Source organism: Pseudochrobactrum sp. B5 (assembly GCF_001939785.1).
In the GTDB taxonomy this organism is placed as follows: domain Bacteria; phylum Pseudomonadota; class Alphaproteobacteria; order Rhizobiales; family Rhizobiaceae; genus Pseudochrobactrum; species Pseudochrobactrum saccharolyticum.
On record NZ_MOYL01000001.1, the window covers coordinates 518,079 to 543,229 of the forward strand.

The 25,151-nt window shown below is 52.9% G+C and carries 17 protein-coding genes and 1 tRNA gene; 8 read left to right on the plus strand and 10 right to left on the minus strand.

The genetic code is table 11. The annotated features are described in order from the left end of the window. Positions 1–76 precede the first annotated feature (76 nt). Positions 77–2,104: a sensor histidine kinase gene (locus BKD14_RS02360; protein ID WP_075654118.1), complete on the plus strand. Its 2,028-nt coding sequence runs from the start codon at positions 77–79 to the stop codon at positions 2,102–2,104. Between the two features lie 29 nt (positions 2,105–2,133). Here the strand turns inward: BKD14_RS02360 and cueR are convergent, their stop codons facing one another. Then, positions 2,134–2,589: a Cu(I)-responsive transcriptional regulator gene (cueR, locus tag BKD14_RS02365; RefSeq protein WP_075654119.1), complete on the minus strand. Its 456-nt coding sequence runs from the start codon at positions 2,587–2,589 to the stop codon at positions 2,134–2,136. Positions 2,590–2,860: 271 nt separating this feature from the next. Between cueR and BKD14_RS02370 the strand changes: the two genes are divergently transcribed. Further along, positions 2,861–4,297, plus strand: coding sequence for an aldehyde dehydrogenase family protein (locus BKD14_RS02370; RefSeq protein ID WP_075654120.1), 1,437 nt, complete (start codon positions 2,861–2,863; stop codon positions 4,295–4,297). Between the two features lie 52 nt (positions 4,298–4,349). On the opposite strand, the gene BKD14_RS02375 is transcribed toward BKD14_RS02370, so the two are convergent. Beyond that, on the minus strand, positions 4,350–5,303 hold the full coding sequence (locus BKD14_RS02375; RefSeq protein ID WP_075654739.1) for a VOC family protein: 954 nt from the start codon (positions 5,301–5,303) through the stop codon (positions 4,350–4,352). A gap of 218 nt (positions 5,304–5,521) precedes the next feature. Between BKD14_RS02375 and BKD14_RS02380 the strand changes: the two genes are divergently transcribed. Next, positions 5,522–6,241 (plus strand): MgtC/SapB family protein, encoded by a 720-nt coding sequence (locus tag BKD14_RS02380; RefSeq protein WP_075654121.1) that lies wholly within the window; start codon positions 5,522–5,524, stop codon positions 6,239–6,241. A gap of 24 nt (positions 6,242–6,265) precedes the next feature. Here the strand turns inward: BKD14_RS02380 and BKD14_RS02385 are convergent, their stop codons facing one another. The 3 genes from BKD14_RS02385 to BKD14_RS02395 form a co-directional block, all read right to left on the minus strand. After that, a complete protein-coding gene (locus BKD14_RS02385) occupies positions 6,266–8,062 on the minus strand; it encodes a right-handed parallel beta-helix repeat-containing protein (RefSeq protein WP_175576050.1) in 1,797 nt (598 codons plus the stop codon). Between the two features lie 316 nt (positions 8,063–8,378). After that, positions 8,379–8,455 (minus strand) — tRNA-Arg (locus tag BKD14_RS02390). A gap of 188 nt (positions 8,456–8,643) precedes the next feature. After that, entirely contained in the window at positions 8,644–10,341 is a 1,698-nt protein-coding gene (locus BKD14_RS02395) for a HAMP domain-containing sensor histidine kinase (protein WP_175576051.1), read from the minus strand. A 333-nt stretch (positions 10,342–10,674) separates the two neighbouring features. Between BKD14_RS02395 and BKD14_RS02400 the strand changes: the two genes are divergently transcribed. The 4 genes from BKD14_RS02400 to BKD14_RS02415 all read left to right on the plus strand — a co-directional run bounded on the left by BKD14_RS02400 (position 10,675) and on the right by BKD14_RS02415 (position 17,435). Beyond that, entirely contained in the window at positions 10,675–11,838 is a 1,164-nt protein-coding gene (locus tag BKD14_RS02400; protein ID WP_245293542.1) for a PfkB family carbohydrate kinase, read from the plus strand. Positions 11,839–11,878: 40 nt separating this feature from the next. Next, positions 11,879–12,796, plus strand: a complete 918-nt coding sequence (locus tag BKD14_RS02405) for a pseudouridine-5'-phosphate glycosidase (protein WP_075654124.1) — start codon at positions 11,879–11,881, stop codon at positions 12,794–12,796. Between the two features lie 293 nt (positions 12,797–13,089). Further along, positions 13,090–14,229, plus strand: a complete 1,140-nt coding sequence (locus BKD14_RS02410; protein ID WP_075654125.1) for an efflux RND transporter periplasmic adaptor subunit — start codon at positions 13,090–13,092, stop codon at positions 14,227–14,229. Between the two features lie 2 nt (positions 14,230–14,231). Further along, complete coding sequence (locus BKD14_RS02415) at positions 14,232–17,435, plus strand: efflux RND transporter permease subunit (RefSeq protein WP_083646864.1); 3,204 nt, start codon at positions 14,232–14,234, stop codon at positions 17,433–17,435. A gap of 50 nt (positions 17,436–17,485) precedes the next feature. Here the strand turns inward: BKD14_RS02415 and hydA are convergent, their stop codons facing one another. Together hydA and BKD14_RS02425 are read right to left on the minus strand one after the other, a co-directional pair. Continuing rightward, complete coding sequence (gene hydA, locus BKD14_RS02420) at positions 17,486–18,982, minus strand: dihydropyrimidinase (RefSeq protein WP_075654742.1); 1,497 nt, start codon at positions 18,980–18,982, stop codon at positions 17,486–17,488. 94 nt (positions 18,983–19,076) lie between these two features. Then, a complete protein-coding gene (locus BKD14_RS02425; protein ID WP_075654126.1) occupies positions 19,077–20,327 on the minus strand; it encodes a Zn-dependent hydrolase in 1,251 nt (416 codons plus the stop codon). A 393-nt stretch (positions 20,328–20,720) separates the two neighbouring features. On the opposite strand from BKD14_RS02425, the gene BKD14_RS02430 reads away from it, so the two are divergent. Next, positions 20,721–21,350 carry a TetR family transcriptional regulator C-terminal domain-containing protein gene (locus BKD14_RS02430; RefSeq protein WP_022710564.1) on the plus strand — a complete coding sequence of 210 codons (630 nt, stop codon included), beginning with the start codon at positions 20,721–20,723 and terminating at the stop codon, positions 21,348–21,350. A gap of 87 nt (positions 21,351–21,437) precedes the next feature. Here the strand turns inward: BKD14_RS02430 and preA are convergent, their stop codons facing one another. The 3 genes from preA to BKD14_RS02445 all read right to left on the minus strand — a co-directional run bounded on the left by preA (position 21,438) and on the right by BKD14_RS02445 (position 25,064). Beyond that, entirely contained in the window at positions 21,438–22,751 is a 1,314-nt protein-coding gene (preA, locus tag BKD14_RS02435; RefSeq protein WP_075654127.1) for an NAD-dependent dihydropyrimidine dehydrogenase subunit PreA, read from the minus strand. A 1-nt stretch (position 22,752) separates the two neighbouring features. Then, positions 22,753–24,243, minus strand: a complete 1,491-nt coding sequence (locus BKD14_RS02440) for an NAD(P)-dependent oxidoreductase (RefSeq protein ID WP_075654128.1) — start codon at positions 24,241–24,243, stop codon at positions 22,753–22,755. A gap of 356 nt (positions 24,244–24,599) precedes the next feature. Beyond that, positions 24,600–25,064 carry a carbon monoxide dehydrogenase subunit G gene (locus BKD14_RS02445; RefSeq protein ID WP_075654129.1) on the minus strand — a complete coding sequence of 155 codons (465 nt, stop codon included), beginning with the start codon at positions 25,062–25,064 and terminating at the stop codon, positions 24,600–24,602. Positions 25,065–25,151 lie beyond the last annotated feature (87 nt).

Sequence of the window (25,151 nt, forward strand, 5' to 3'; positions counted from 1 at the left end):
TGTTTGACCGTCATCAGAACGGGTTTTCCCGTAAAATGACCGGCATCTGCACTGAACCGATCAGGGAGAGGCAGATTTGAAGCGACATCTCACGCTATTTGCGCTCGCTCTGTTGCTTCCTCTGATTATATTGGTCGGCTTTTTTCTATGGCTTCTGGTTTTGCAGGAAAGAAGCCATATTGAAAATCAGGCTTTTGATGTTACCCAATCCCTCGCCGTTACAATCGACCGCGAGGTTTACGGCCTTCAGCGCGCCGCTGAAATTATCAGCTATTCCAATATTCTGAAGAATGGCCGTTTTGATATTCTCCAGACGACCCTGCATGATATGGCGCAGGAATTAAACATCAATATTACGGTTTATGATCCTGAGGCGAAGCTGCTGGTTGCCTCGGATCCTGCGCGGGTCGGTGATCTGCCGCTGCTGACAAAAACAGATCTTGCGGCTGCCAAAGCGGCAGGCAAACCCTATGTCACGGGTGTGCGGCGTGCTCATGAAAATACACCTTTTTGTTTTACGGTGGTTCGTCCGGTTTTTGTTGACGGGAAAATCAATTATTTTCTGGCGCTGAGCATGGAAGCACAGCGTATTACTGATCTGCTGAATTTGAGCGGTATATCCAAAAACTGGATTGCGGTTGTGGTGGATCAGAATGATCAGGTTCTGGCGCGTAATAATAACAGCAATGATTATACGGGGCAGCTGATACCGGATAAATTGCGTGCGGAAGCCACGGATAAGCAGGGGCGCTGGCGTGGACAGATTCTCGATGGCAATCAGGTGGCCGGTTATTATATCCGTTCGCCGCTGAGCGACTGGCGCATTGCGATCGGTGTTAACCGCTCGGAGCTGAACTGGCCGGTTTGGGTGGCTTTTGCCTATTTTATCATTCTGTTGCTGGGTACATTATTGCTGAGCGCCTTGCTGGCGGGCTTCTTTGGACGCCGGATTTCGAAGCCGGTCAGAAAATTGGCCGCACAGGCTATGGCTGTGGGAGATGTGCAGGCGATAAAGCCGCTGGGCTCGGGCATTAGCGAGCTGGATGTTGTCAGTGAGGCATTGATACAGGCCGATAAGCGCAACCGTGCGAAAGAGCTGAAACTTCTGGAAGCGCAATTGCGCCTGCAAATGGCGCTGGATGCCGGTAATATCGGTGTCTGGGAGTATAACCCAGAAGATGCCGAAGTAAGCCTTGATGGCCGTGCCAGCCACATGCTGGCATTTAAGGACAGGCGTAAAATCAATTTTGTTACGGATTTTATGCCTCTCGTCCATGAAGAAGATAAGCTGCGCGTCGAAACTGCTTTGAGCAACGCGCTGACATCAGGCGATATTGTCCGCGAGACTTTCCGCATCCGTGATACAGAACAACCGCATCCGGTCTGGGTCACGGGTATCGGCAGGCGTATCTATACGGATATCGGCAAACCTTCGGTTCTCGGGCTGATTGTGAATGTGACCGCTGAACAACTGGCACTGGAGCAGCGGGAAGTGGTGGCGCAGGAGCTGAACCACCGGCTGAAAAATATGTTCGCGGTGATTATCAGCCTGATGAGCTTGTCCGCACGGGGTAAGACGGATGTACAGGATTATGTCGGTCAGATGCGGGAGCGTATGACAGCGCTGGCCGGTGCATTTGAGCTGACCTATCAGAAAACACCCGCTGTTACGGGGCAGCATAGCACGATCTCACTGAATGAATTGCTGACCCGCCTTACGCAGCCTTATGTCTTTTCCGATCTGGAACGCATTTCCATAGAAGGCGATGCACTTTTATGCCCCGTTGCCCATGTCACGCCGATGAGTCTGGTGTTTCACGAATTGATGACGAATTCTGTCAAACACGGAGCACTGTCTGTGCCGCAGGGACATGTCCGCATCGAACTATCTGCACATGAGGGTTTTATGCGGATTGAGTGGCGGGAGACCGGCGGGCCGCAAATTATGCAGGAGCCGTCACAGCGTGGTTTTGGCTCCCGTCTCAAACAGCTCAGTATTGATGTGCAGATGCGCGGCTCGTTTAAGGAAATATGGGATAAAAACGGCCTTGTTTTTGTTATTGAACTGCCATTGCCTGATATGCCTTCAGAAAAGAGCACATAAAACAAAAGCGCAGAATGGTCAGGAAAAGATCAATGCGGGTGCTGTTTCCTGGCGCTGCTTTTTGAGCTGCCGGTTTTCTTATTGAGCGTCATCTGATTTTGCAGCGACAAAGCATTGATGATTGCGCAATCCGGATCATTATCGCCATGGCAACGGTCTGCGAGCTTCTGCAATGTATCGGCCATAGAGCGCATATCAGCGATCTTGGTTTCCAGTTCAGCCACATGCGCCAGCGCAATCTGCTTCACTTCTGAAGATGCGCGCTGATCATTACGCCAGAGATTGAGCAGTAATTTAATCCGTTCCAGCGACAGACCGAGATCACGGCACTGACGGATGAAGCGCAGATTTTGCACATCACGGTCGGAATAGACGCGATAGCCGGAGGCCGTGCGCTCAGCCGCATCAATCAGGCCGATGGATTCATAATAGCGGATCATCTTGGCTGAAATGCCGGATGCTTTTTCTGCTTCGCCGATAATCATGACTGCTCCGCTCCGTTTCTTGTCTCGTCATTTATATAGGGTGCGCAGGGCTTTATCAAAGATGCTGTGCGGAGATAAAAATATTAGGTGATGACAGTCGTCCATTTTTCTTGTAGATACTGATATATCAGGATCATTCCGAATGAGCATCGCTTTATGAGGCCTGAACCATAGTCACAATGCTTTAAATGATATTAGTTTGATGCATCATATATGGCATGGTGCTGGCGGAACGAGTGACCGGCTATTCGCAAAGGGGAGTTTGCAGAATATGACATTGCATAAGAATTTAATTGACGGCGAATGGGTTGGCGGCGAGGCGATCCCGAATATCAGCCCGTCTGATACCAATGATGTGGTGGGTGAATATGCCCGCGCTTCTCAGGCCGATGCGCTGAATGCGATTGCCGCGGCCAAAGCTGCATTTCCGGCCTGGTCACGTTCCGGCATTATGGAACGCCATGCAATCCTGCGCAAAACCTCGGATGAAATTCTGGCGCGCAAAGAAGAACTCGGCCGCTTGCTGGCACGCGAAGAGGGTAAAACCCTGCCGGAAGCCATTGGCGAAACCATGCGTGCCGCACAGATTTTCGACTTTTTTGCCAATGAAGCGCTGCGCCTTACCGGTGAAGTTCTGCCATCCGTGCGCCCGAATATCGGTGTGGAAATCACCCGCGAACCAGTTGGTGTGGTCGGTATTATCACGCCGTGGAATTTCCCGATTGCTATTCCGGCATGGAAGATTGCACCGGCTCTTTGCTACGGGAACACCGTGGTGTTCAAACCGGCTGATCTGGTACCGGGCTGCGCCCATGCAATCGTCGATATTCTGCACCGTGCGGGCCTGCCAAAAGGCGTTCTCAATCTGGTGATGGGCAAGGGCTCGGTTGTTGGTCAGGCCATTCTCGACAGCGCTGATGTGCATGCCCTGACATTCACCGGCTCCACAGGCACCGGTCAGCGTGTTGCTGCGGCTTCGATCGTCCATAACCGCAAATTCCAGCTGGAAATGGGTGGTAAAAATCCGTTTGTTATTCTGGATGATGCCGATCTTGATGTGGCCGTTGAAGCAGCGCTCAATTCATCTTTCTTCTCGACCGGTCAGCGTTGCACCGCGTCTTCCCGCCTGATTGTGCAGGACGGTATTCATGACCGTTTCGTTGATGCACTGGTTGCCCGCATGAAAACGCTGGTGATTGATGATGCGCTGAAATCCGGCACGCATATTGGTCCTGTAGTAGACGACAGTCAGCTCAAGCAAGACTTGGATTATATTGCACTGGGTGCGCTGGAAGGTGCCAAGCTGGCCTTTGGCGGTGAGCAGCTGGAACGCAGCACACCGGGTTTCTATCTGCGTCCGGCCTTGTTCACAGAGGCGACAAACCAGATGCGTATTTCCCGCGAGGAAATCTTCGGCCCTGTGGCCAGCGTCATCCGCGTTAAGTCCTATGAAGAAGCGCTGGCAACGGCCAATGACACGGCTTTCGGCCTGTCTTCCGGCATTGCAACAACCAGCCTGAAATATGCCACGCATTTCAAACGCAATTCCGATGCAGGCATGGTGATGGTCAATCTGCCGACCGCAGGCGTGGATTTCCACGTACCGTTCGGTGGTCGCAAAGGCTCCAGCTATGGTTCGCGTGAGCAGGGACGCTATGCGGCGGAATTCTATACCACCGTCAAAACTGCCTATACGCTGGCAGGCTGATATAACGGGCGAGAAATAAAAAGCGGAGAGGGAAACCTCTCCGCTTTTTTGTTTAGTCCAGCGCTTTAAGATTGCGTTCAATCGCAGCGCGGCGGCTTTCAAGAAACGGTGGCAGAGAGAGGCTCTCTCCCAGACTTTCCATTGGTTCATCGCTTGCAAAGCCCGGCCCGTCTGTCGCGATTTCAAACAACACACCATTGCCTTCGCGGAAATAGAGCGAGCGAAAATAAAACCGGTCGATCTCGCCGGAAGAGCGGATCTTGTGGTCATTCAGCACACGCAGCCATTCCTGCATACCGGCTTCATCCGGTGTGCGAAACGCGACATGATGGGCAGCACCTGCACCTTGTTGCGCGGCAGGCAGATCAGGCTGCACAGCTACATGCAGTTCAGCCGCTGGCCCGCCTTCACCCATTTCATAAACATGGACATGACCCTGACCATCCGGTGAGGCATAGTCACGGGTTTTGCGCATATTCATCAGCTTGATGAGAAAAGGCTCCGTATATTTCAGATCAGGCACACTGATCGTGATCGGGCCGAGGCCGCGGATCTGATGATCTGCGGGAACAGGGCTTTTCTCCCAAGGATGCGATTCACCGGTTTTACCGTCGTCCAGCAAACGGAAACGCTGACCTTCGAAATCCTCAAAATCCAGAGAGGCGCGTCCGTCGATGAGCTGAATATCGCCAGCCTGAACATGCGCATCGCTCAGTCGCTTACGCCAATATTCCAGCGAGTCCTGACCGGAAACACGCAGACCAGTGCGGCTGATGGAATGGGTGCCGCGTTTTTCCGGCGCAGTCGGCCAGTCGAAGAAAGTGAGATCAGAGCCGGGTGAGGCCTGACCGTCGGCATAAAACAGGTGATAGGCACTGGTATCATCCTGATTGATGGTTTTCTTGACCAGTCGCATCCCGAGAAGATCAGTGTAGAATTTTTTGTTTTCTTTCGCCTGTGCGGTGATCGCAGTCAGGTGATGAATACCTGTCAGGTTGGGTGACATCATATCCTCCTATGCCGGTTTGCAGATTGGAATGATCCGGCTTGTTGATCTTCCATATAGGGCGCTGCCTTGCCGGAAACAGGGACAAAGTCAGGACACTGCGTCTTGCGGGCGGGGCGGGTTCTGCTGCCGATGCTGTTGACACGCAGCTATGCGGAATATTCCCTTCATATAGCTGAGATACGCCGCTGTTATCAGAAGGAAAAACGAGAGAGATTATGAGTTCTGTTGAAAGCCTTCTGCATACATTCGCCAGTCTCACGGCCGCGTTTATACTCGGCGGTATGATTGGTTTTGAGCGGCAATGGCGTCAGCGGCTTGCAGGGCTGCGCACCAATACGCTTGTGGCGCTTGGCGCCGCTACTTTCGTGCTTTTTGCCTTGCTGGTTGACGGTGATACCAGCCCGACGCGCGTGGCTGCGCAGATCGTTTCCGGTATCGGCTTTCTGGGCGCAGGCATCATTTTCAAGGAAGGTTTTAATGTTCGCGGGCTGAATACCGCCGCGACTTTATGGTGCTCGGCGGCAGTCGGTGTTATGTGCGGCGCGGGTTTTTATCTCCATGCAGCGATTGCCGCCTTATTTATCATCAGCGTCAATTTGTTTCTGCGGCCGCTGGTGCATCTGATTGACCGGCAACCCGCCAGCGGTGGTGAGTTCGGCACCCGCTATGCTGTCAGTATTGTCTGTATGGGCGATGCCGAAGCGCATGTACGGGGACTGTTGCTGCGTGATCTTGGCACTGTCCTGCATATTCAGGATCTGGAAAGTACCAATATTGAAGACAGCAATCGCGTTGAGGTCAATGCATTGTTTCGTGCCGATAATAATCAGGATCCGCTGCTGGAGCAGATTATAGGGCGGTTGAGTCTCGAGCCATTGGTGACATCGGTACGCTGGCGCTATGTTGCTGCCGATGACGGGGATAAGGACTATTAGCCGGACTATGTTTTTTGTGTTGTTTTATTCAACATGCTCATAGGCGCCTCTGTCGATCAATGTGCCGGTGATGCGCGGGTTCATCGCAAAATCCTTGATGCCTGTGGCAGGAAATCCTGTTGTCGCAGTAAATTGGCCATTGTTTCTGCCCGGAGAACCTGCAGCGAGGCGAAAATCAGATGCACTGGCATTGATGAAGGCAGGATTACCTATAATGCTGTCTGTATCACCGCTGACGGCTGTGAATGCGTTGAAATTATTGGGAGATGTGCTGTCATTGTAGTAATTTGTATTGTTCCAGAACCAGCGTGTATAGCCGCTGCCGGATGTTGTGTAATATAAATTACTGGCAAGCTTCACGGTGTCCGGCACTGAAGGAATAAAACTGGTGATCGCATAACCCTTTGTTCCGGCAAAGAGAATATTATTGCTGAAACTTATATTATTGACATTGTGACCAAGCTGAAACTCACCGGAATTGATGCCTGAAATGTCACGGTTATTATTCTGATACAGAGTATTGTTAGTGATCGAGATGTGAGCGGCACCGCCCGATTGGGTTGCATCATAGCCGCCTGCCAAAATGCCGGCATTCCGGTTAAAGCGGATAAGATTATTGCGTACCGTCACATAGTCAGTCAGTTTGCCCGGATTTTCGCTGAGCAACCATATTCCGCCGTCATTCGCATCTGTGACATTGCGTTCAACGGTAATATTCTGCCCGCCATCAACATAGATACCAATCGCAGAAGCTACAAAGGTCAAAGCCTGATTGCCTTCCACTGACAGATTGGTAACTTTGTTCTGTGCAATCCAGCCGTTTCTGGCACGGTTATAGTCCGCACGGTTGTTGCCGTAATAGCCGGTCGCATCAATGCCTATAAAATTATTGTCGTGTACCAGATTATTGGTGACCTGCCAGCCGTCGACATTGCCGCCAATGGTCAGGGATTCACTGGTTCCGGTTTTCAGATTATACAGCTCATTACCGTCCACGATGACATTCTGTATCGGTACTGGCTGCTGTCCGTAGACGGCTATGCCCAAAGCATTTGCATTGCCGTTTGCAGGCAGATTATTCGCCTCAATGCCGTGAATAACATTGTCTCTGATCTCAATATATTTTCCGGTGCCTTGAGCAAGAACGCCAATGGCAATGAATTCCGTGCCGGATTTATAGTTGCGGATTTCAAACCCTTTGATGCGTATATAGCTGGTGCTGTTGAGGCTGATGAGGCCGCGCATGCCATAGGGCTCTGTGATCAATCCGCTGCCGTCAATGATTGGCTTTTCACCGGCATATCGGGTGAGTGTGATAAAACCACTCTCTGCAGAACCTGATTTGTTGAATGTCACTGTCTCATTATAGATACCGCCGCGCACAGCGATTGTGTCACCGGCCTGTGCCTGATCGACAGCATGCTGAATGCTGCGCCATGGGGCAGAATAGCTGCCTGAATTGCTGTCAGCGCCTGTGGTCGCGACATAATGAATTGTTCCGGTACGGCTATAGGCAGCATTACAAATCTGGAAATTAGCAATTTCCGTTTCATCTGCCACGGAGACGGCGGAAATGGTGACATTGACAGATTCGTCCATATTGGCGGGAGCGGTATACAGGCCGGAATTTGTTATGGTTCCGATTGCGGGTGCGCCGCCTTTTACTCCGTCAACCATCCAGATGGTGTTATTCTCAGATGCCGGCGTGTCTGCTGCCTGAAACTGCTGTTTTTGCAGTGCCTGCATCGGCTTGCAGTCCGGTGAAGTGCCGGCTGTTGCTGCCGGTGCATTTTGCAGGATGATTGTCGCTGAAAAAGCCAAGAACAGGCCTCCAGCCACATATTTATGATTTGAGATCGCTGATTTCGTATTTTTCAAAATAAACAAAAAGCGCATCTCCTGAGAATCACATTGTAACGAATATTTATTGTTGCGAATGCGAGCAGGGCGGAGAAATATTTTTGATATTCAACAGAGGAAACAACACGCGTCAAGGTGATTCGAGTGAGTTGTCCGGAGATGCGTATCTGAACTCTATGTGCTTGTAATAAGCACAGTATATAACGCATGAAACTATCAAATGTTACAGGAGTTTTTCTGATCTTCAGAAAGTCAACTTCTCAATTTTGAGAAGGAGTGGCGCACCCGAAAGGATTCGAACCTCTGACCCCCAGATTCGTAGTCTGGTGCTCTATCCAGCTGAGCTACGGGTGCTTGCCCTAGAACCGCTCCGTTTCGGTGCGGTAAGCGCTCTCTAAAGGGTTCTGTTTGGCATTGCAAGGGCTTATGATGAAAAACTTTCAGAAATTTGTATTTTTTTTGAAGGCTGGGGATAAATATAAGAAAACCACGCGATTGCGTGGCTTTCCTGAAGGCGCTTTTCGCGCAGAGCGTTGAAATAATTACACCATATTGCGTTGTGAGCGCTGAAACGGTGGCGGATAGACAGGCATATCAGGGATACGAATCTCAAATAATGCACCGTCTTTGTAATCGTCACGCAATTCTATGGTGCCGCCATGGGCACGAACCAGTTCCTGAGCAATAACCAGCCCCAATCCGGTGCCGTCACTGCGTGTTGACCCGCGAAAAGCGGTGAACAGATTGTCCCGCGCTTTCTTGGGCAGGCCGGGGCCGGTATCCGCCACGGCAATATAACAGGTATTGCCTATGCGCCACGCGCTGATGGTCAGGCATTTTTCAGTTTCCGGCTGCCGGTGATAGGTGCCCATTGCCTGTACCGCATTGCGGCAGAGATTGTTCAGCACCCGCAGCATTTGTTCTTTGTCGATATAGGCTTCAAAATCGACGGGAACCATATTGCGGAAGGCAATCTGTACATCCGATGGAAGCACTAACATGTCTTCCACTTCATGGATCAGCGGACGCAACAGGCGTTGCTGGCGAACCGGCACAGCTTCCTGTGTGCGGCCGTAAGCGATCACAGTCTCGGAATAGGTGATGGCGCGGTTCAGCGTGCGGATGAGCTTCGGTGAGAAGCGTTGCACAACCGGATCATTGGTATCGGCAAGACTGTCCGACATCAGCTGTGCTGAGGCCAGAATATTACGCATGTCGTGATTGATCTTGGAGACGGCCAGACCGAGATCGGCCAGATGTTTACGCTCCTGAAACAAATGCTGGAGATGTGTCTGCATCTGCGCCAGTCTGTTCTGGGCATAACCAAGTTCGTCTTTGCGGCAGGAGCCGTCAATAATCAGCGTTGGATCATCCGGTTTCTGGCCGAAAGCAAACATATTCTCATACATATGGCCGACAGGGCGCAGCAGCAGACGGTGAATGATGAAATAAATCAGCGCGGCCGCGATCAGCGAAATCAGCAGCGATATGGCAGCAATAATACGGGAGTTTTTGATCAGCCTGTTATGCAGGGCATTATCGCTCATCACAAATTCAACCGTGGTGCCGCTGTAATCGGGCGGGCCTGATACCTGCATTGTCTTATTGCCGCCGCTGGTCAGGGTGAGCAGGGCTCCCCAGAAATCACTCAGCGGCGTTGCTGTTGTCAGATCAATATATTCATCGACCTGCACTGCCTCCGGTGAGGCGGCCAGAACACGGCTGCTGCCATTACGGGTGACTGTAATGGATTGTGCGCCTGTGGAGCGCAGTAACTGATCCTGAATCTGCAATTCCAGTGTCGTGTCCGGATTCGCATCGAGCAATAACAGGCTGGAAGTGGCAATCATGGTATGTTTGGCATTCAGCCATTGATTGCGCATATTCGCCAGTGACGGCGCAAGAATGATAACTTCGGCAATCAGCACGGCCAGAATTGTCATCAAAAGCAATTTACTGGAAAGGCGGTGACGCAGCGGAATATGCAGGTCATCGGGATCGTTCGCAGTAAAATCCGATCCTGTATTGGTGAAGACCGGCGGGATACTTGTGCTTAAAGGTGCATTGGCGGCAATCGCGGAGAGGGATGTTTGGGTGCCAGATGTCGCGCCGTTACCTTCCGCAGTCAGATCAGCTTGCTCACGGCTGCGCGCCTGTAATTCCTCGGCGCGCTTCTTTTCTGATTCTGCAGAGGCTTTGTCAGCAGGCCTTTGAAAATCCTTGCTTTTCATAAAGGTCATTTCACCCATCCGTCAGGCTGACAGGTTGTTCCTGTCCCCCGTCTCCACCCACGGACCAAAACAGGCGATCGCTCGGGTCACGGATTGTACAGTTGCATAAATATGCCTGACCGCAAGCCTGTCCCCACAAAGGCTAAAATCCTGCAAGTTTGTAATATAGGCGCTTTAAGCCAAAATTTCAAATTTTCGTGTGCTGTTTATTTATCGTGAAGTGATGAGGAGTTTTGCCTTGGAAAAATTTAAAACAAAAGTTTTTATTTTAACATTTGTTTGATTATCTGAAATTGCTCTGCTATATGGCTCCCATCAGGACGATTGAAACGGAGAATGGCAATGGTGCAGGGCGATCAGGATGTGAACCAGTCAGCAAAAGCCGGTGCGCAAAATCTGCAGGATCTCTCCGCGCAGGAACGTGCTGTTCTGGAGATGATTGTCGCTAATCCGTTTGTCGGTCAGCAGCAGATTGCTGATGCGCTGAAACTGGCGCGTTCTACGGTTGCTGCTCATATTGTGCAGCTGACCCAGAAGGGTTTTGTTCTCGGGCGTGGCTATTATCTGCCGGAGAACAAGCGCATTGTCTGTATTGGCGGCGCGGTTTTTGATCGTAAATATCATGCCCATGCCCCACTCATCAGCGAGACCTCCAATCCGGTCAGCGGTTATCGCAGCCATGGCGGTGTTGCCCGTAATGTCACGGAAAATCTGGCGCGGCTCGGCGTGAATATTGGCTTCGTCTCTATTCTTGGCGATGATGAAACCGGACGCGCTATTCTTGATCATCTGCGCCTGCTTGGTGTTGATGTCAGTCGTGCGATTGTGACCAATGAAGCGCCGACTGCTGAATATGCTGCCATTCTGGGGCCGGATAATGAGCTGGCACTCGGCATTGCCGATATGGGCATTTTCGACCTGTTCAAGCCTGAAACGCTGGAAACCGTGTGGCCGCATCTGGCTTCGGCTGACTGGGTTTTTGCCGATTGCAATCTGCCGCAGGCAACATTGGAAACCTTGCTGGCGAAGAAAACCGGCAGCCGTTTCCGTTTGGCTGTTGATACGGTTTCCGCACCGAAAGCACTGCGTTTGCCGCAGGATCTCAGTGGTGTTGATCTGCTGTTCCTCAATCTGGATGAGGCGCATAGCCTGTTGCGTCACCCTGCGGGTACCCCACGCCTGACAGCCGAACAGGCGATTAATGCCTTACATGCGCGTGGCGTTGCCAAAATCGTCATGACCATGGGTGCTGGTGGTGTTCATATTGGCGATGAAAGCGGCATCCGGCATATTGCCAGTGTGCCTGCGCAGCCGGTGGATATTACCGGCGCGGGCGATGCGCTGATTTCCGGCACGCTTTATTGTCTGCTTGACCGGAAGGAACTGCCCGATGCAGTGCGCACCGGTACTTTGCTGGCCACGCTGACAACCGAAAGCGACGCCAGTGTCCATCCGGACTTGTCTGCACATTTTCTCGAAGCGAACCTTCATCGTATTTGCGACTGATTTATCTCCATTAAACTCCCTCAGAAAGGCTGCTCCAGCTATGACCCGTTTGACTATGCATTTCAGCGATGAAGTCCGCGCCGCTCTCGATAAAGGCGCGCCTGTTGTTGCTCTTGAATCCACGATCATCACCCATGGTATGCCTTTTCCGCAGAATCTGGAAATGGCGCGTAAGGTTGAAGCTGTGATCCGTGAAAATGGTGCGACACCGGCAACCATTGCTGTGCTCAAAGGTGAAATCCATGTCGGCCTCGGTGATGCTCAGCTGGAACAGCTTGCACAGACCACCGATGCGGTGAAAACATCGAGCCGTGATCTGGCTGCTGATATGGTGCAGGGACTGACTGCCGGTACTACTGTTTCCGCAACCATGCGTATTGCTGCGCTGGCCGGTATTGAAATCTTCGCCACCGGCGGTGTTGGCGGCGTGCATCGCGGTGCGGAAAACAGCTTCGATATTTCCGCCGACCTGAACGAACTGGGCATGACCAACACCACTGTCGTTTGCGCCGGTGTGAAATCCATTCTCGATATTCCGAAAACCCTTGAATATCTTGAAACCCAGCGCGTGCCGATTATTGCGCATGGCAGCGATGATTTTCCGGCATTCTTCACCCGTTCAAGCGGTTGTAAAGCCGATCACCGTCTGAACAGTGCGGAAGAAATTGCGAAAGCGATGGCGCTGCATCATGCGCTTGGTTCCGGCACCGGCATTCTGATTGCCAATCCGATCCCTGAAGAAGATGCACTGACACCGGAATTCATTAACGGCACGATTGAAGCCGCTGTTAAGGAAGCTGCCGATCAGGGCGTTGGCGGTAAAGATGTGACACCTTTCCTGCTGGCGCGCATCAATGAATTGTCGGAAGGCCGCAGTCTGAAAGCTAATATTGCGCTGGTGCTGAACAATGCCAAACTGGCAGCACGTATGGCCGTTGCTTATAAAGCTATCGTATAAAAGACAGTATCCTATTGAGTTCAGCGGGCGGAAACATCGTGTTTCCGCCCGTTTTGTTTTGTCAGACCTATGTCATGGTAAGGTCTTATTAACCATATCGGCTCATCTCAGGGCGTGAGACGTGGTTTAAACAGGGCCGGATACCGGTTTTACGGGCTTTCCGGCACTTTGCCGCAACAGGATTACAGAAATTTAATTAGACCTGAGGCCGCAGATTACGCATTTTAAGAGCAGAATGCAGCGAGCCTGTCTGTGCAGGCAATTAACTCAGGTTGCGGCAAGATCGGAAGATAATGAAAAACTGGAAACAAATTACGGTTTGTTTGGTCGTGGCTGCCGCCGCCTTCGGGGGCTGGAGCTGGTATAATACTGAACGTTCCGCGACACAGGCCACCGGCGGCGCACCGGCAGCAGGGCAGAGTGGCGCGCGCAACGCGCCTTTGGTGGTTGTAAAGCCAGCCCAGAAACAGGTCGTCAATGACAAGCTGAGTGCTATCGGCAGCGGTGTTGCGCTCAATACGGTTGCGGTTTCGCCTTATTCAAGCGGAACTATTCGCCGGTTTCTGGTGAGTGCAGGCACCACCGTCCAAAAAGATCAGGTCATTGCCGAACTGGATGCGGAAACAGAACAGATTGCCGTTGAGAAAGCACAGGTGCTGCTGAAAGACGCGGAAATTACACAACAGCGTATGGCAACTTTGCGGGCTTCCAACACGGCGACACAGGTACAGGTTGTTGCGGCAGAGCTTGCTCTGGCCAATGCAAAACTGGCTGTGAAGGATGCAGAACTGGCGCTCAGCCGCCGTTCGGTTACAGCACCGATTGCCGGTATTGTCGGTATTCTGCCGGTGGACGCAGGGAATTATGTAACATCCTCCACCACGATTGCTACGATTGATGATCGTTCAAAACTGCTGATTGATATCTGGGTACCGGAACGGTTTGCACCCCAATTGCGGTTGGGGCAGGCCGTGACAGCAATGCCGACGGCTCTGCCAGGAAAAAGCTTTCAGGGGCAGGTCAGCGCTATGGATAATATGATTGACGCGGCCAGCCGGACTTTGCGGGTGCGTGCGGAAATTACCAATCCGAGCGATGTGCTGCGTGCCGGTATGTCTTTTACCGTGACTATCCTTTTCCCCGGCGATCAATATCTGGCGGTTGACCCGCTGTCTGTGCAGTGGGACGGCGATGGTTCTTATGTCTGGCGCATTACCAAAGATGGCAAGGCCGAGCGTGTTGCTGCACGGATTATCCAGCGCAATGCCAATGCAGTGCTGGTTGATGGTGCACTGGCTGAGGGTGATACGATTGTCACCGAAGGTGTGCAGAATGTGCGTGAAGGCGGCAATGTGACGATTAAGGGCGCGGGCAATACCGCCAGCCCGAAAGAACCGGCCACAGCGCAGGCAAACAGTAAACAGGCAGGATGATGATGAATTCTGACAAATCATCCGCTGAAACAAATACAATAACTGAGGATGTAACCGGCGCTGAAGAAAAAGGCGGCGGGCATAATCCGCAGACCGGCGGTTTTACGGCATTGTTTATTCGCCGTCCGGTTTTTGCTTTCGTGCTCAATGTGCTGATTGTTGTGGCAGGCCTTGCGGCTCTGAGTGGCGTGGATATCCGCGAATTGCCGGATGTTGACCGTCCGGTTATTTCGATCAGTACAACTTTTGACGGCGCATCTGCAGAAACGGTTGACCGTGAGGTCACGCAGGTTCTGGAAAATGAAGTTGCCCGTGTTTCCGGTGTGAAGAATATTTCTTCAACCTCATCATTCGGCCGCAGCCGTGTGACGGTTGAGTTCAATGATGGTGTGGACATCAATGTCGCCGCTGCTGACATGCGTGACTCGATCTCGCGCGTGGCCAACCAGATGCCGGAAGAAGCCGATGCATCGCGTATCATCAAGGCGGATTCCAATGCTGATGCGGTCATGCGTCTGGCAATCGCGTCTGAAACGCTCAGCGTTGATGATATGACGGTGATTGTGGAAGATCAGATTGTCGATGTGCTTTCCGCCGTGCCCGGTGTGGCCGATGTGGAAACCTATGGTGACCGTGACAAGATTTTCCGTATTGATATCGACCATAAACGTCTGGCCAGTTATGGCCTGACTTTTGCCGATGTCAGTTCAGCACTGGCTTCTATGGCTCTGGATCAGCCCGCCGGATCGCTGCGCAGTGCTTCTCAGGCGATTGTGGTGCGCGCCACAGCATCGGTTTCCTCGCCGCAGGATTTTGAGAATATCATCATCAAGGGGCAGACCCGCATCCGCGATGTCGCCAATGTTACGCTGGGGCCGGATATTGAAAGCTCGGCAGTGCTCAATAATGGCCGTAACAGTATCGGCCTTGGCATTATCCGTCAGGCTCAGTCCAACACCTTGGATATTTCGGACGGTATTCGTGCGGAAGTCGAGCGCCTGAATAAGACATTGCCGGAAGGCATGACAATGCGGGTGACCAGTGATGATGCGAACTTCATCCGTGGTGCGATGCATGAAGTGGAAATCGCGCTGACTGCAGCGATCCTCATCGTTATTGCTGTCATCTATATGTTCCTGCGCGATATCCGCGCGACACTGATCCCGACTGTTTCCATTCCTGTGGCGCTGGTCGGTACTGTGGCGGCGATTTATCTGGCAGGATTTTCGATCAATATTCTGACCCTTCTGGCGCTGGTTCTGGCAACCGGTCTGGTGGTGGATGATGCGATTGTGGTGTTGGAAAATATTGTCCGGCGCCGGTCGATGGGGCTGGGGCCGCGTGCGGCTGCGGTGCTTGGCACGAAAGAAGTGTTCTTCGCGGTTATCGCCACAACACTGACACTGGTGGCGGTGTTCGTGCCGATTTCCTTCTTGCCCGGACAGGCCGGTGGCTTGTTCCGCGAATTCGGTTTTGTGCTGGCTATTGCTGTTCTGCTGTCCTCCGTGGTGGCGCTCACACTGTGTCCGATGCTGGCTTCGCGGTTTCTGACGGCCGAAAGCATCGCCCATGAAACCGGCGCAGATAAACCGCGCGGGCTTGTCTATCGTGTCAGTACTGGTCTGGCACAATTCTATCGCCGCAGTCTGCATTGGTGCCTTAATGCGCCGTGGATTGTGGTTGCGGCTGCTCTGGTCTTCGCCTTCTTCTCGTTAAGTGCCTATACGACTTTGCGTCAGGAGCTGACCCCGAATGAGGATCGTTCTGCCGTTATGCTGCGTATTTCCGGCCCGCAGGGCATCAGTATTGATTTCCTGCGCTCGCAGCTCGAGCAGATTGACGTGGCGCTCAAACCGCTGCGCGATAATGGCGAGATTGTAAATTCCTACGCTATTGCCGGTTCCGGCGGTGCGTCCAATAACGGCTTTATGGTGCTGACACTGGCCGACTGGGCAGAGCGCGACCGTAAGCAGCAGGAGATTGTTGCCGATATTAACAAGCGTCTGCGTCCGATTACCGGCGTGCGTGCATTTACTCTGCAGCCAAACAGTCTCGGTATTCGCGGTGCCGGTAACGGTCTGCAATTCACGCTGGTCGGCAATGATTATGCCACGATCCAGCCGGTCACCCGTGCTTTGCTGGCTGAGATGGAAAAAGATCCGCGCTTCCAGCAGCCGCGCCTGTCGGTGGACGCAACGCAGCCGCAGCTCTCGGTACAGATTGACCGCGAGCGGGCATCGGATCTCGGTATTGATATTACCGGCCTCGCCAATGCGGTGCAGTCGGTGCTCGATGGCCGCAGGATCGGCGCTGTCTATATCGGCGACCGTTCCTATGACGTGAAGATGATGGCGACGTCCAATCCGATCAATGATCCGACGGATCTGGAAAATGTCTTCATGCGTACTGGTGACGGCCGTTATGTCTCGATGGCAACGATTGCTTCGGTACGGGAAATTGCGGTGCCGCCGCAGCTGGCGCGTGAACAGCGCCTGCGCTCCATTGCGATTACTTCAGGTCTGAGCAGTGATTTTGCTCTGGGCGATGCTTATAAAACCGTACAGGAACTGGCCGCTCCATTGCTGCCTGCCGGTGTGCAGATGGTGCCGCTGGCAGAAGCGGCAACTTTGGGCGAAACTTCGACCGGTCTGTTTCTGGTGTTCGGTTTTGCGGTAGTGATTATTCTGCTGGTACTGGCCGCGCAGTTTGAGAGCTTCGTCAGTGCGCTGATCGTTATGGCGACCGTGCCGCTGGGATTGGGCTGTGCCATTGTGGCGCTGATCCTCACAGGCACGAGCCTGAACGTGTATAGCCAGATCGGGCTGGTTTTGCTGGTCGGTATCATGGCGAAGAACGGTATTCTGATTGTGGAATTTGCCGATCAGTTGCGCGACCGTGGCCTGTCTTTGCGGGAGGCGGTGGAAGAAGCATCGAATATCCGCCTGCGTCCGGTCTGTATGACAATGATCTGTGCGGTGCTTGGCGGTATTCCGCTGGTCATCGCTTCCGGTGCCGGTGCGGAAGCCCGTATTGCGCTGGGCTGGATTATCGTCGGCGGTCTTGGACTGGCAACCATTGCCACGCTCTATGTGACACCGGTTGCCTATCTGCTGCTTGGCCGTTTCACCAAGCCGAAAAGCGATGAGGAAAAACGTCTGGATCGCGAGCTGGCTCATGCGGCCACGCTGGAAATGAAACCGGAGTAAATGAAAACGGCGGGATTCTTATTGAGGAATCCCGCCATTTTTATAAGTGGTCACACGCCAATCGGCATCAGCGCCGGATCACGTTCTACTTTGCGTGGTGCGACGACTTCCTTCCAGACCGACAAAGCCTGCTGTTGCGGTGTATTCGGCGCACGCTCAATAAAGCGTCCGTCACCGGGCTCTGCCAGAATTTTACCCTGCGCATAGGCAACGCGCCCGCCGCTGATGGTCATGCGTGGCAGGCCGGTCACTTTCATGCCTTCAAACACATTGTAATCAATTGCCGAATGCTGATGCTTCGCCGAGATTGTCTTGGTTGCATTTGGATCCCAGATGATGAGATCTGCATCTGATCCTTCCAGCACCGCACCTTTGCGCGGATAGATATTGAGAATTTTCGCCGCATTGGTTGAGGTAACAGCGACAAATTCATTCTCGGTCAGGCGACCGGTACGCACACCTGTCGTCCAGAGCACCGGCAGACGTTCTTCCAGTCCTGCGGTACCGTTGGGGATTTTGGTGAAATTGCCAACACCGTGACGCTTTTGTTCGGTGGTGAAGGCACAATGGTCGGTGGCCACACATTGCAGACTACCGGCACTTAAACCTGCCCAGAGACTGTCCTGATTGATCTTGTCCCGAAACGGTGGTGACATCACGCGCCGTGCCGCATAGTCCCAGTTTTTATTCTGATATTCGCTCTCATCCAGTGTCAGATGTTGTATCAGCGGTTCGCCATAAACACGCATACCTTTCTGGCGCGCACGGCGGATGGCTTCATGCGCCTGTTCACAGGAAACATGCACAACATAAAGCGGTACACCTGCCTGATCGGCAATCATGATAGCGCGGTTGGTGGCTTCACCTTCCACTTCCGGCGGGCGGGAATAACTATGCGCTTCAGGCCCTGTATTACCTGCTGCCAGCAGATTTTGCTGTAATTGCGCGACAATATCGCCGTTTTCGGCATGCACCAGCGGCATGGCACCGATTTCCGCACAGCGGCGGAAAGAGGCAAACATCTCGTCATCATTGACCATCAGGGCGCCTTTATAGGCCATGAAATGTTTGAATGTATTGACGCCGCGTGCCACCACTTCCGGCATTTCATTATAGCAGCGCTCACTCCAGCCGGTGACAGCCATGTGGAAGGAATAGTCGGTACGGGCTTTGCCTGCTTTCTGAAACCAGTCCTGCAAGGCTTCCAGTAGATTGCCTTCCGGTGAGGGCAGTACAAAATCCACCACCATTGTGGTTCCGCCTGCCAGTGCCGCAGCGGTGCCGCTGTCAAAATCATCGGAACTGTGGGTGCCCATAAACGGCATTTCCAGATGGGTGTGGGGGTCAATGCCCCCCGGCATAATCAGGCAGCCATAGGCATCAATTGTTGTGTCGCCCTGTAAATCATGGCCGATAGCGGCAATTTTGCCGTCTGCAATCAGAACATCCGCATCGTAAGAGCGGTCTGCGGTAACGATTTTACCGCCTTTAATCAGTGTGGTTTTGTTATCTGCCTGTGACTTAGTATGCGATCCGGAATATGACATTGTTCGTTTCCCCTTATGGTTTTTTGCGAACAGATGCTGATTGATCGAAAAGGTTAAGGGCTCCGGCACAAATGTCTCATGCCGGAGCAGGTATTTATACGATTTCAGCGGTTTCCAATGCTGCATGCAACAGCACATCAGCGCCGTTGCCGGCCCATTCTTTGGTGATATCTTCCGCCTCATTATGGCTCAGACCATCAACGCAAGGGCACATAATCATGGCTGACGGTGCGACCTGATTGATCCAGCAGGCATCATGACCGGCACCGGAAATAATATTGCGGTGTGAGAGACCGAGACGCTCGGTTGCCTGACGGATGGTCGAGAGGCAGGTCTCGTCAAAGGAAACCGGATCAAACGCGCCGACTTCTTCAATCTGATAGGTCAGGCCGATTTTCTCACAGATTTCGGCAACGGATTTCTCCAGTTTCTGCACCATTTTGGCGAGTTCTGCTTTATCCGGATGACGGAAGTCGGCCACAAAAACAGCAGTACCCGGAATGATATTGCGGGAATTCGGGCTGATATGGGCATAGCCCACGGCACCCACGCCATTCGGTGCGTGCTCCCATGCAATCTCATCCACCCGCTCGGTGATACGTGCCATACCTAGCCCTGCATTCACACGTTTGCGCATCGGTGTTGAGCCGGTATGGGCTTCTTTACCGGTGAGCGTAATCTGCAACCATTTCAGCCCCTGACCGTGGGTGACAATACCGATATCCAGACCTTCGTCTTCAAGGATAGGCCCTTGCTCAATATGTAACTCGTAATAGGCTTTGATCGGGCGCTTGGCGGTCGGGATTGAACCTTCAAAGCCGATGCGTTTCAGCTCGTCGCCAACGGTTTTACCGTCCGCATCCGTGCGGGATTTCGCCCATGCTTCATCAAAGAGACCGGCGAAAACACCGGAAGCCAGCATGGCGGGAGCAAAACGCGCGCCTTCTTCATTCGTCCAGTTTACCACCTCGATCGGATGACGGGTTTTGATGCCGAGATCATTGAGGGTGCGCACCACTTCCAGCCCTCCGAGCACACCGAGCACACCGTCGAATTTACCGCCGGTCGGCTGTGTATCCAGATGGCTGCCGAGCATCACCGGCGGCAAAGACGGATCACTGCCTTCGCGGCGGGCAAACATATTGCCCATCGTGTCGATGCCCATAGTCATACCGGCATCTTCGCACCATTTCTGAAAAAGCAGCCGGCCTTCACGGTCTTCATCGGTCAGGGTCTGACGGTTATTCCCCGTTGAAATGCCAGGGCCGATTTTGGCCATATCCATCAGGCTGTCCCAGAGGCGGTCAGCATTGGTTTTGAGATTGCTGTTCAGATGCGTGTTCATGTCTGTTTCCGTATGCGGTCTGTATTAATCATGATAAGTTCATAAAGGCGCGGGGAGACGGCATGTGGATTTCCTCCTCATTCAGCGCATCGTGAAAGATGATGCGTTTTGGCGTAATAAGCGCAGCCTTGTCAGAGGCCGCACAAAAAGAGCCTTGATTGTTTCCCCAAAAACACGTTGATTACTGCTCCGTTCTGTTGCGGAGTATTTTATGAAACCGGCTTGCTTCCGTTGCTGGAAACCGGCTGCTGTATCATCCACTAAAATCCGTTCAGGACAAGAGAATATCGGTGGCCGAATTTGCCTGTAACGCATTATATTTGCAGGCAGTATGAAAATGCGGGGAAGAGCAGCATGGTACGGAAAACTAAATCGGCTAAAGACATTTCCGTGATGCAGCAGGAACAGCCTGAAAGCCTGTCGCGTATTCAGGAAATGAACCGCAAGCTCATTCTCGAAGCCGCGCTGGATGTGTTCTCGACCTATGGTTTTCGTGGTTCCACCATCGACCAGATCGCGCTGAAATCCGGTATGTCGAAGCCTAATCTTCTGTATTATTTCCGTCGTAAGGAAGATATTTACAACACCGTTTTGCAGCAGACGATGGAAGAATGGCTGGCCTCGCTGCAGTCTATTGATCCGCAGGGCGAACCGCTGGAAGAGCTTGGCTCTTACATCCGCAATAAGATTGAAATGGCGTTCCGCAATCCTGCGGCTTCGCGCCTGTTCGCCAATGAGATTATGCATGGTGCACCGGCAATCGGCACTTTCCTGCAAGAGGATATGCGCGAACTGGTGGATGAAAAAGCGGCCATGATCGGGCAATGGATGGAAGAGGGCAGGCTGGCAAAGACCGACCCGCATCATCTGATTTTCACGATCTGGGCGACGACCCAGCATTATTCCGATTTTGAAACGCAATTGCGTGCTGTGCTCGGTGAAAAATTTGATGCGCCGGATTGCTGTGAAAAAACGGTACAGGCTGTCAGCGCCATTTTGCTCAACGGTATCCGGCCCCGTTAAGCAGGGAAAGATAGCGGCAGGATAATCTCTGCCGCTCTCTGTTTTATGAGCTGTGATGACTGCCTGTCCTGTCACCGTTTACCGCTCCTATTCTGCCGCCTGTTTGTGTTTTGCCATCGGATTGTTCGGATGGGTTGTCCAGTTGGCATAATCAGGGCTGATCGGTTCTTTGGTGCGCGGATCAATGCCTGAGACCTGCTCCATGGTGATACAATCCTGCACAGGGCAGACGCTCACGCAGAGATTACAGCCGACACATTCCTCATCAATCACCTCAAAATGGCGCACGCCATCCACCATCGACGTAATCGCCTGATGCGAGGTATCCTCACAGGCAATGTGACAACGGCCGCATTTGATACAGGCATCCTGATCGATCCGCGCTTTTGTGACATAATTGAGGTTGAGATATTGCCAGTCGGTAACCTGCGGGGTTGCGCGGCCGCGGAAATCATCGAGCGATTGATAGCCTTTGCTGTCCATCCAGTCGGACAGACCGTCGATCATTTCCTGCACAACCTTGAAACCATAGGTCATAGCTGCCGTGCAGACCTGAACTGTGCCGCAACCGAGCGAGATATATTCCGCTGCATCGCGCCATGTGGTGATGCCGCCGATACCGGAAATCGGCAATCCGCGTGTTTCCGGATCGCGGGCAATTTCCGCCACCATATTGAGCGCAATCGGTTTGACCGCAGGGCCGCAATAGCCGCCATGGGAGCCGCGTCCGTCAATGCTTGGTTGCGGGGCAAAATTGTCGAGATCAATTGAGACGATGGAATTGATGGTATTGATGAGCGATACCGCATCGGTTCCGGCATTTTTAGCAGCCCGCGCAGGCATACGGATATCGCTGATATTCGGGGTGAGTTTGGTAATCACCGGCATACGGCTATATTGTTTACACCATTTCACCACCATCGCTACATATTCCGGCACCTGACCGACGGCAGCGCCCATGCCGCGTTCGCTCATACCGTGCGGACAGCCGAAATTCAGTTCAATCCCGTCGGCGCCGGTTTCTTCCACCCGTGGCAGAATGGCCTTCCATGCTTCCTCTTCGCAGGGCACCATGATGGAGGCGATCAGAGCGCGGTCAGGCCAGCGGCTTTTCACCTCTTTCATCTCGCGCAAATTGATTTCCAGAGAGCGGTCAGTAATCAGCTCAATATTGTTGAAGCCGAGCAATCGGCGGTCGGCACCCCAGATGGCACCATAGCGCGGACCGTTGACATTGACGACCGGCGGGCCTTCCGCACCCAGCGTCTTCCAGACAACGCCACCCCAGCCGGCCTTGAAAGCGCGTTCCACATTATAGGCTTTGTCGGTTGGCGGGGCAGAAGCCAGCCAGAACGGATTGGGTGAACGGATACCGAGAAAATTCGTGGTCAGATCAGCCATGTCAGTGATCCTTTGCCGAAGATGAGGTCGTGTGATTGTGCACTGATGGTGCGTGCGGATGGAGGCTCGGCAGGTCTTTGCGATTGGCTGCCAGCACGGCCTCGGCAAAGCCGCTCACGGCTTCCGGCAATTGCATCAGATGGTGATGGATGGATTGCGCGGCGATCTTGCCGTCTTGCACCGAGGCAACAGTCAGATCCTGACCGCCTGCCACACAATCGCCGCCAGCCCAGATGCCTTTCACACTGGTGCGGTTTTCAGTATCAACTTTAATCCGCCCGCCGCTCATTTCCATGCCGCTGGCACCAAGGCCCTGGCCGTCGAGCTTTTGGCCGATGGCTTTGTAAATCTGATCGGCGGCTAAGGTGAGTGTGGCACCGGTGGCAACCAGTTTGCCTTCGCGCTGCTCGGTCTGCGCAAAGCGGATCGCGATGGCTTGCTCCTGTTCATTGAGCAGAATTTCCTCCGGTTGCAGGCAATCACGGATCACCACACCTTCGGTCTGCGCCAGTTGCTGCTCATAGAGGCTGGCATTCATATGTTCGCGGTCACGGCGATAGGCCAGCGTTACATTCTCTGCGCCCAATCGTTTGATCTGGATAGCAATATCAATGGCTGTCATACCACCGCCGATAACCACGACATTCTTGCCGATATTCAGGCGGGAAAGGTCAGAGCTCTGGCGCAGTTCTGCGATGGTGCGCACGGCATCCAGCACATTCTCGGCATCTTCACCGGCAATATGCAGCCGGTTTGTGCCGCCAAGGCCAAGCCCCAGAAACACCGCATCATAACCGGAGCGTAACGCATCGAGCTGAATGTCTTTGCCGAGTGCTTTGCCGGTTTCAATAGTGATGCCGCCGATTTTCAGAATGAATTCCAGCTCACGGGCAGCGAAATTATCAACGCTCTTATAAGAGGCGATACCATATTCATTGAGACCACCGCCTTTCGGGCGGGCTTCAAAAATCGTCACCGTATGGCCTTCTCGTGCCAGCGCATGGGCGCAGGCAAGACCGGCAGGACCCGCGCCGACAACCGCCACGCTTTTACCGGTAACCGGTGCACGGGTGAAAGGATGAACACCGCTTTCCATCAGATGGTCGGTGGCATGACGCTGCAACAGTCCGATACGTACGGGCTTGCCTTCTGCGGCTTCACGCACGCAGGCTTCTTCGCACAAGGTTTCCGTCGGGCAGACGCGGGCGCACATGCCGCCGAGAATATTCTCACTCAAAATCGTACGCGCTGCGCCCTGCGGATTGCCGCCTGCGATCTGGCGAATGAATTGCGGAATATCAATATGGGTCGGGCAGGCCGTCATACATGGCGCATCATAGCAGAAATAGCAGCGGTCTGCTTCTACCAGTGCTTCATGCTTGTCGAGCGGCGGATGCAGATCGGCAAACACATCCTGATAATTATCAAGGCGGTTCGGCCGGATATCCGCTGCTGTATTGTTGTGCCTGTCATGCGAATGCTGGTCACTCATGCTCCTGTCACTCCTCCCGGCACAGTCGCAGTTAAGACAAGCGATCTGGTGCTTAAAATCAATGTCAGAGGTGCCGGACGGCTGTTCGCGCAGTTGCGCCAAGCAAAATCCGGTTATGCAAATGCTGTCTCAGAACGCATGTTGATGCGCGTCCCGCATTGGTTCATTGCTGCATGGTGGGGAAGCGGCGTGGTTCCCTTATTATACGCCGAGTCCGCAATCTGTCAGAGCTGAGCACTTTTTTGGTTTGTGTGCTTTTGGCTTCTGTAGACTCAGCATGACAGATTTTTGCGGAAGGTCAAATTTTTTATCAGATGGTCAAAATATGACAAATACACTCATAAAATACGACTGAGTTAAGCACTGCCTTGGCGTATATTCTGTGCTGCGGCTACGCCGATATTGGCGAAAAACCGGTCCGCTATTTTGCGTGCCGTATTGCCGAGCAGTTTGGTACCGAGCTGGGCAATTTTGCCGCCTGCATCACCATTGATCGTATAGCGCAGAATGGTCACATCAGGGCTTTCTTCGATCAGTTCCACATCGGCACTGCCTGCCGCGAAACCGGCAATCGAACCCTGACCTTCACCGCTGATCGTATAGGAAAATGGCGGGTTGAGATTGGAGAGGATCAGCAAGCCGTGAAAGCGGATTTTGATGAGGCTGAGATTAACAAGAATAGCCGCCTGAATGTCGGTTTCCGAGAGACGCTCCAAGGTCTCGCAACCCGGAATACAGGGCTTGAGAACGTCCACATCATTCATCGCATCCCAAACAGCCTGTCTTGGTGCCTGAATGCGTTCTTCGCCGGTCAGATCCATATCTATCCTTTTAAATTTATGTAGTGCAGAATATTTTTAACCCGCTATCTTGTTAATGATATCGGTTTCAATCACAAGAAAACAACG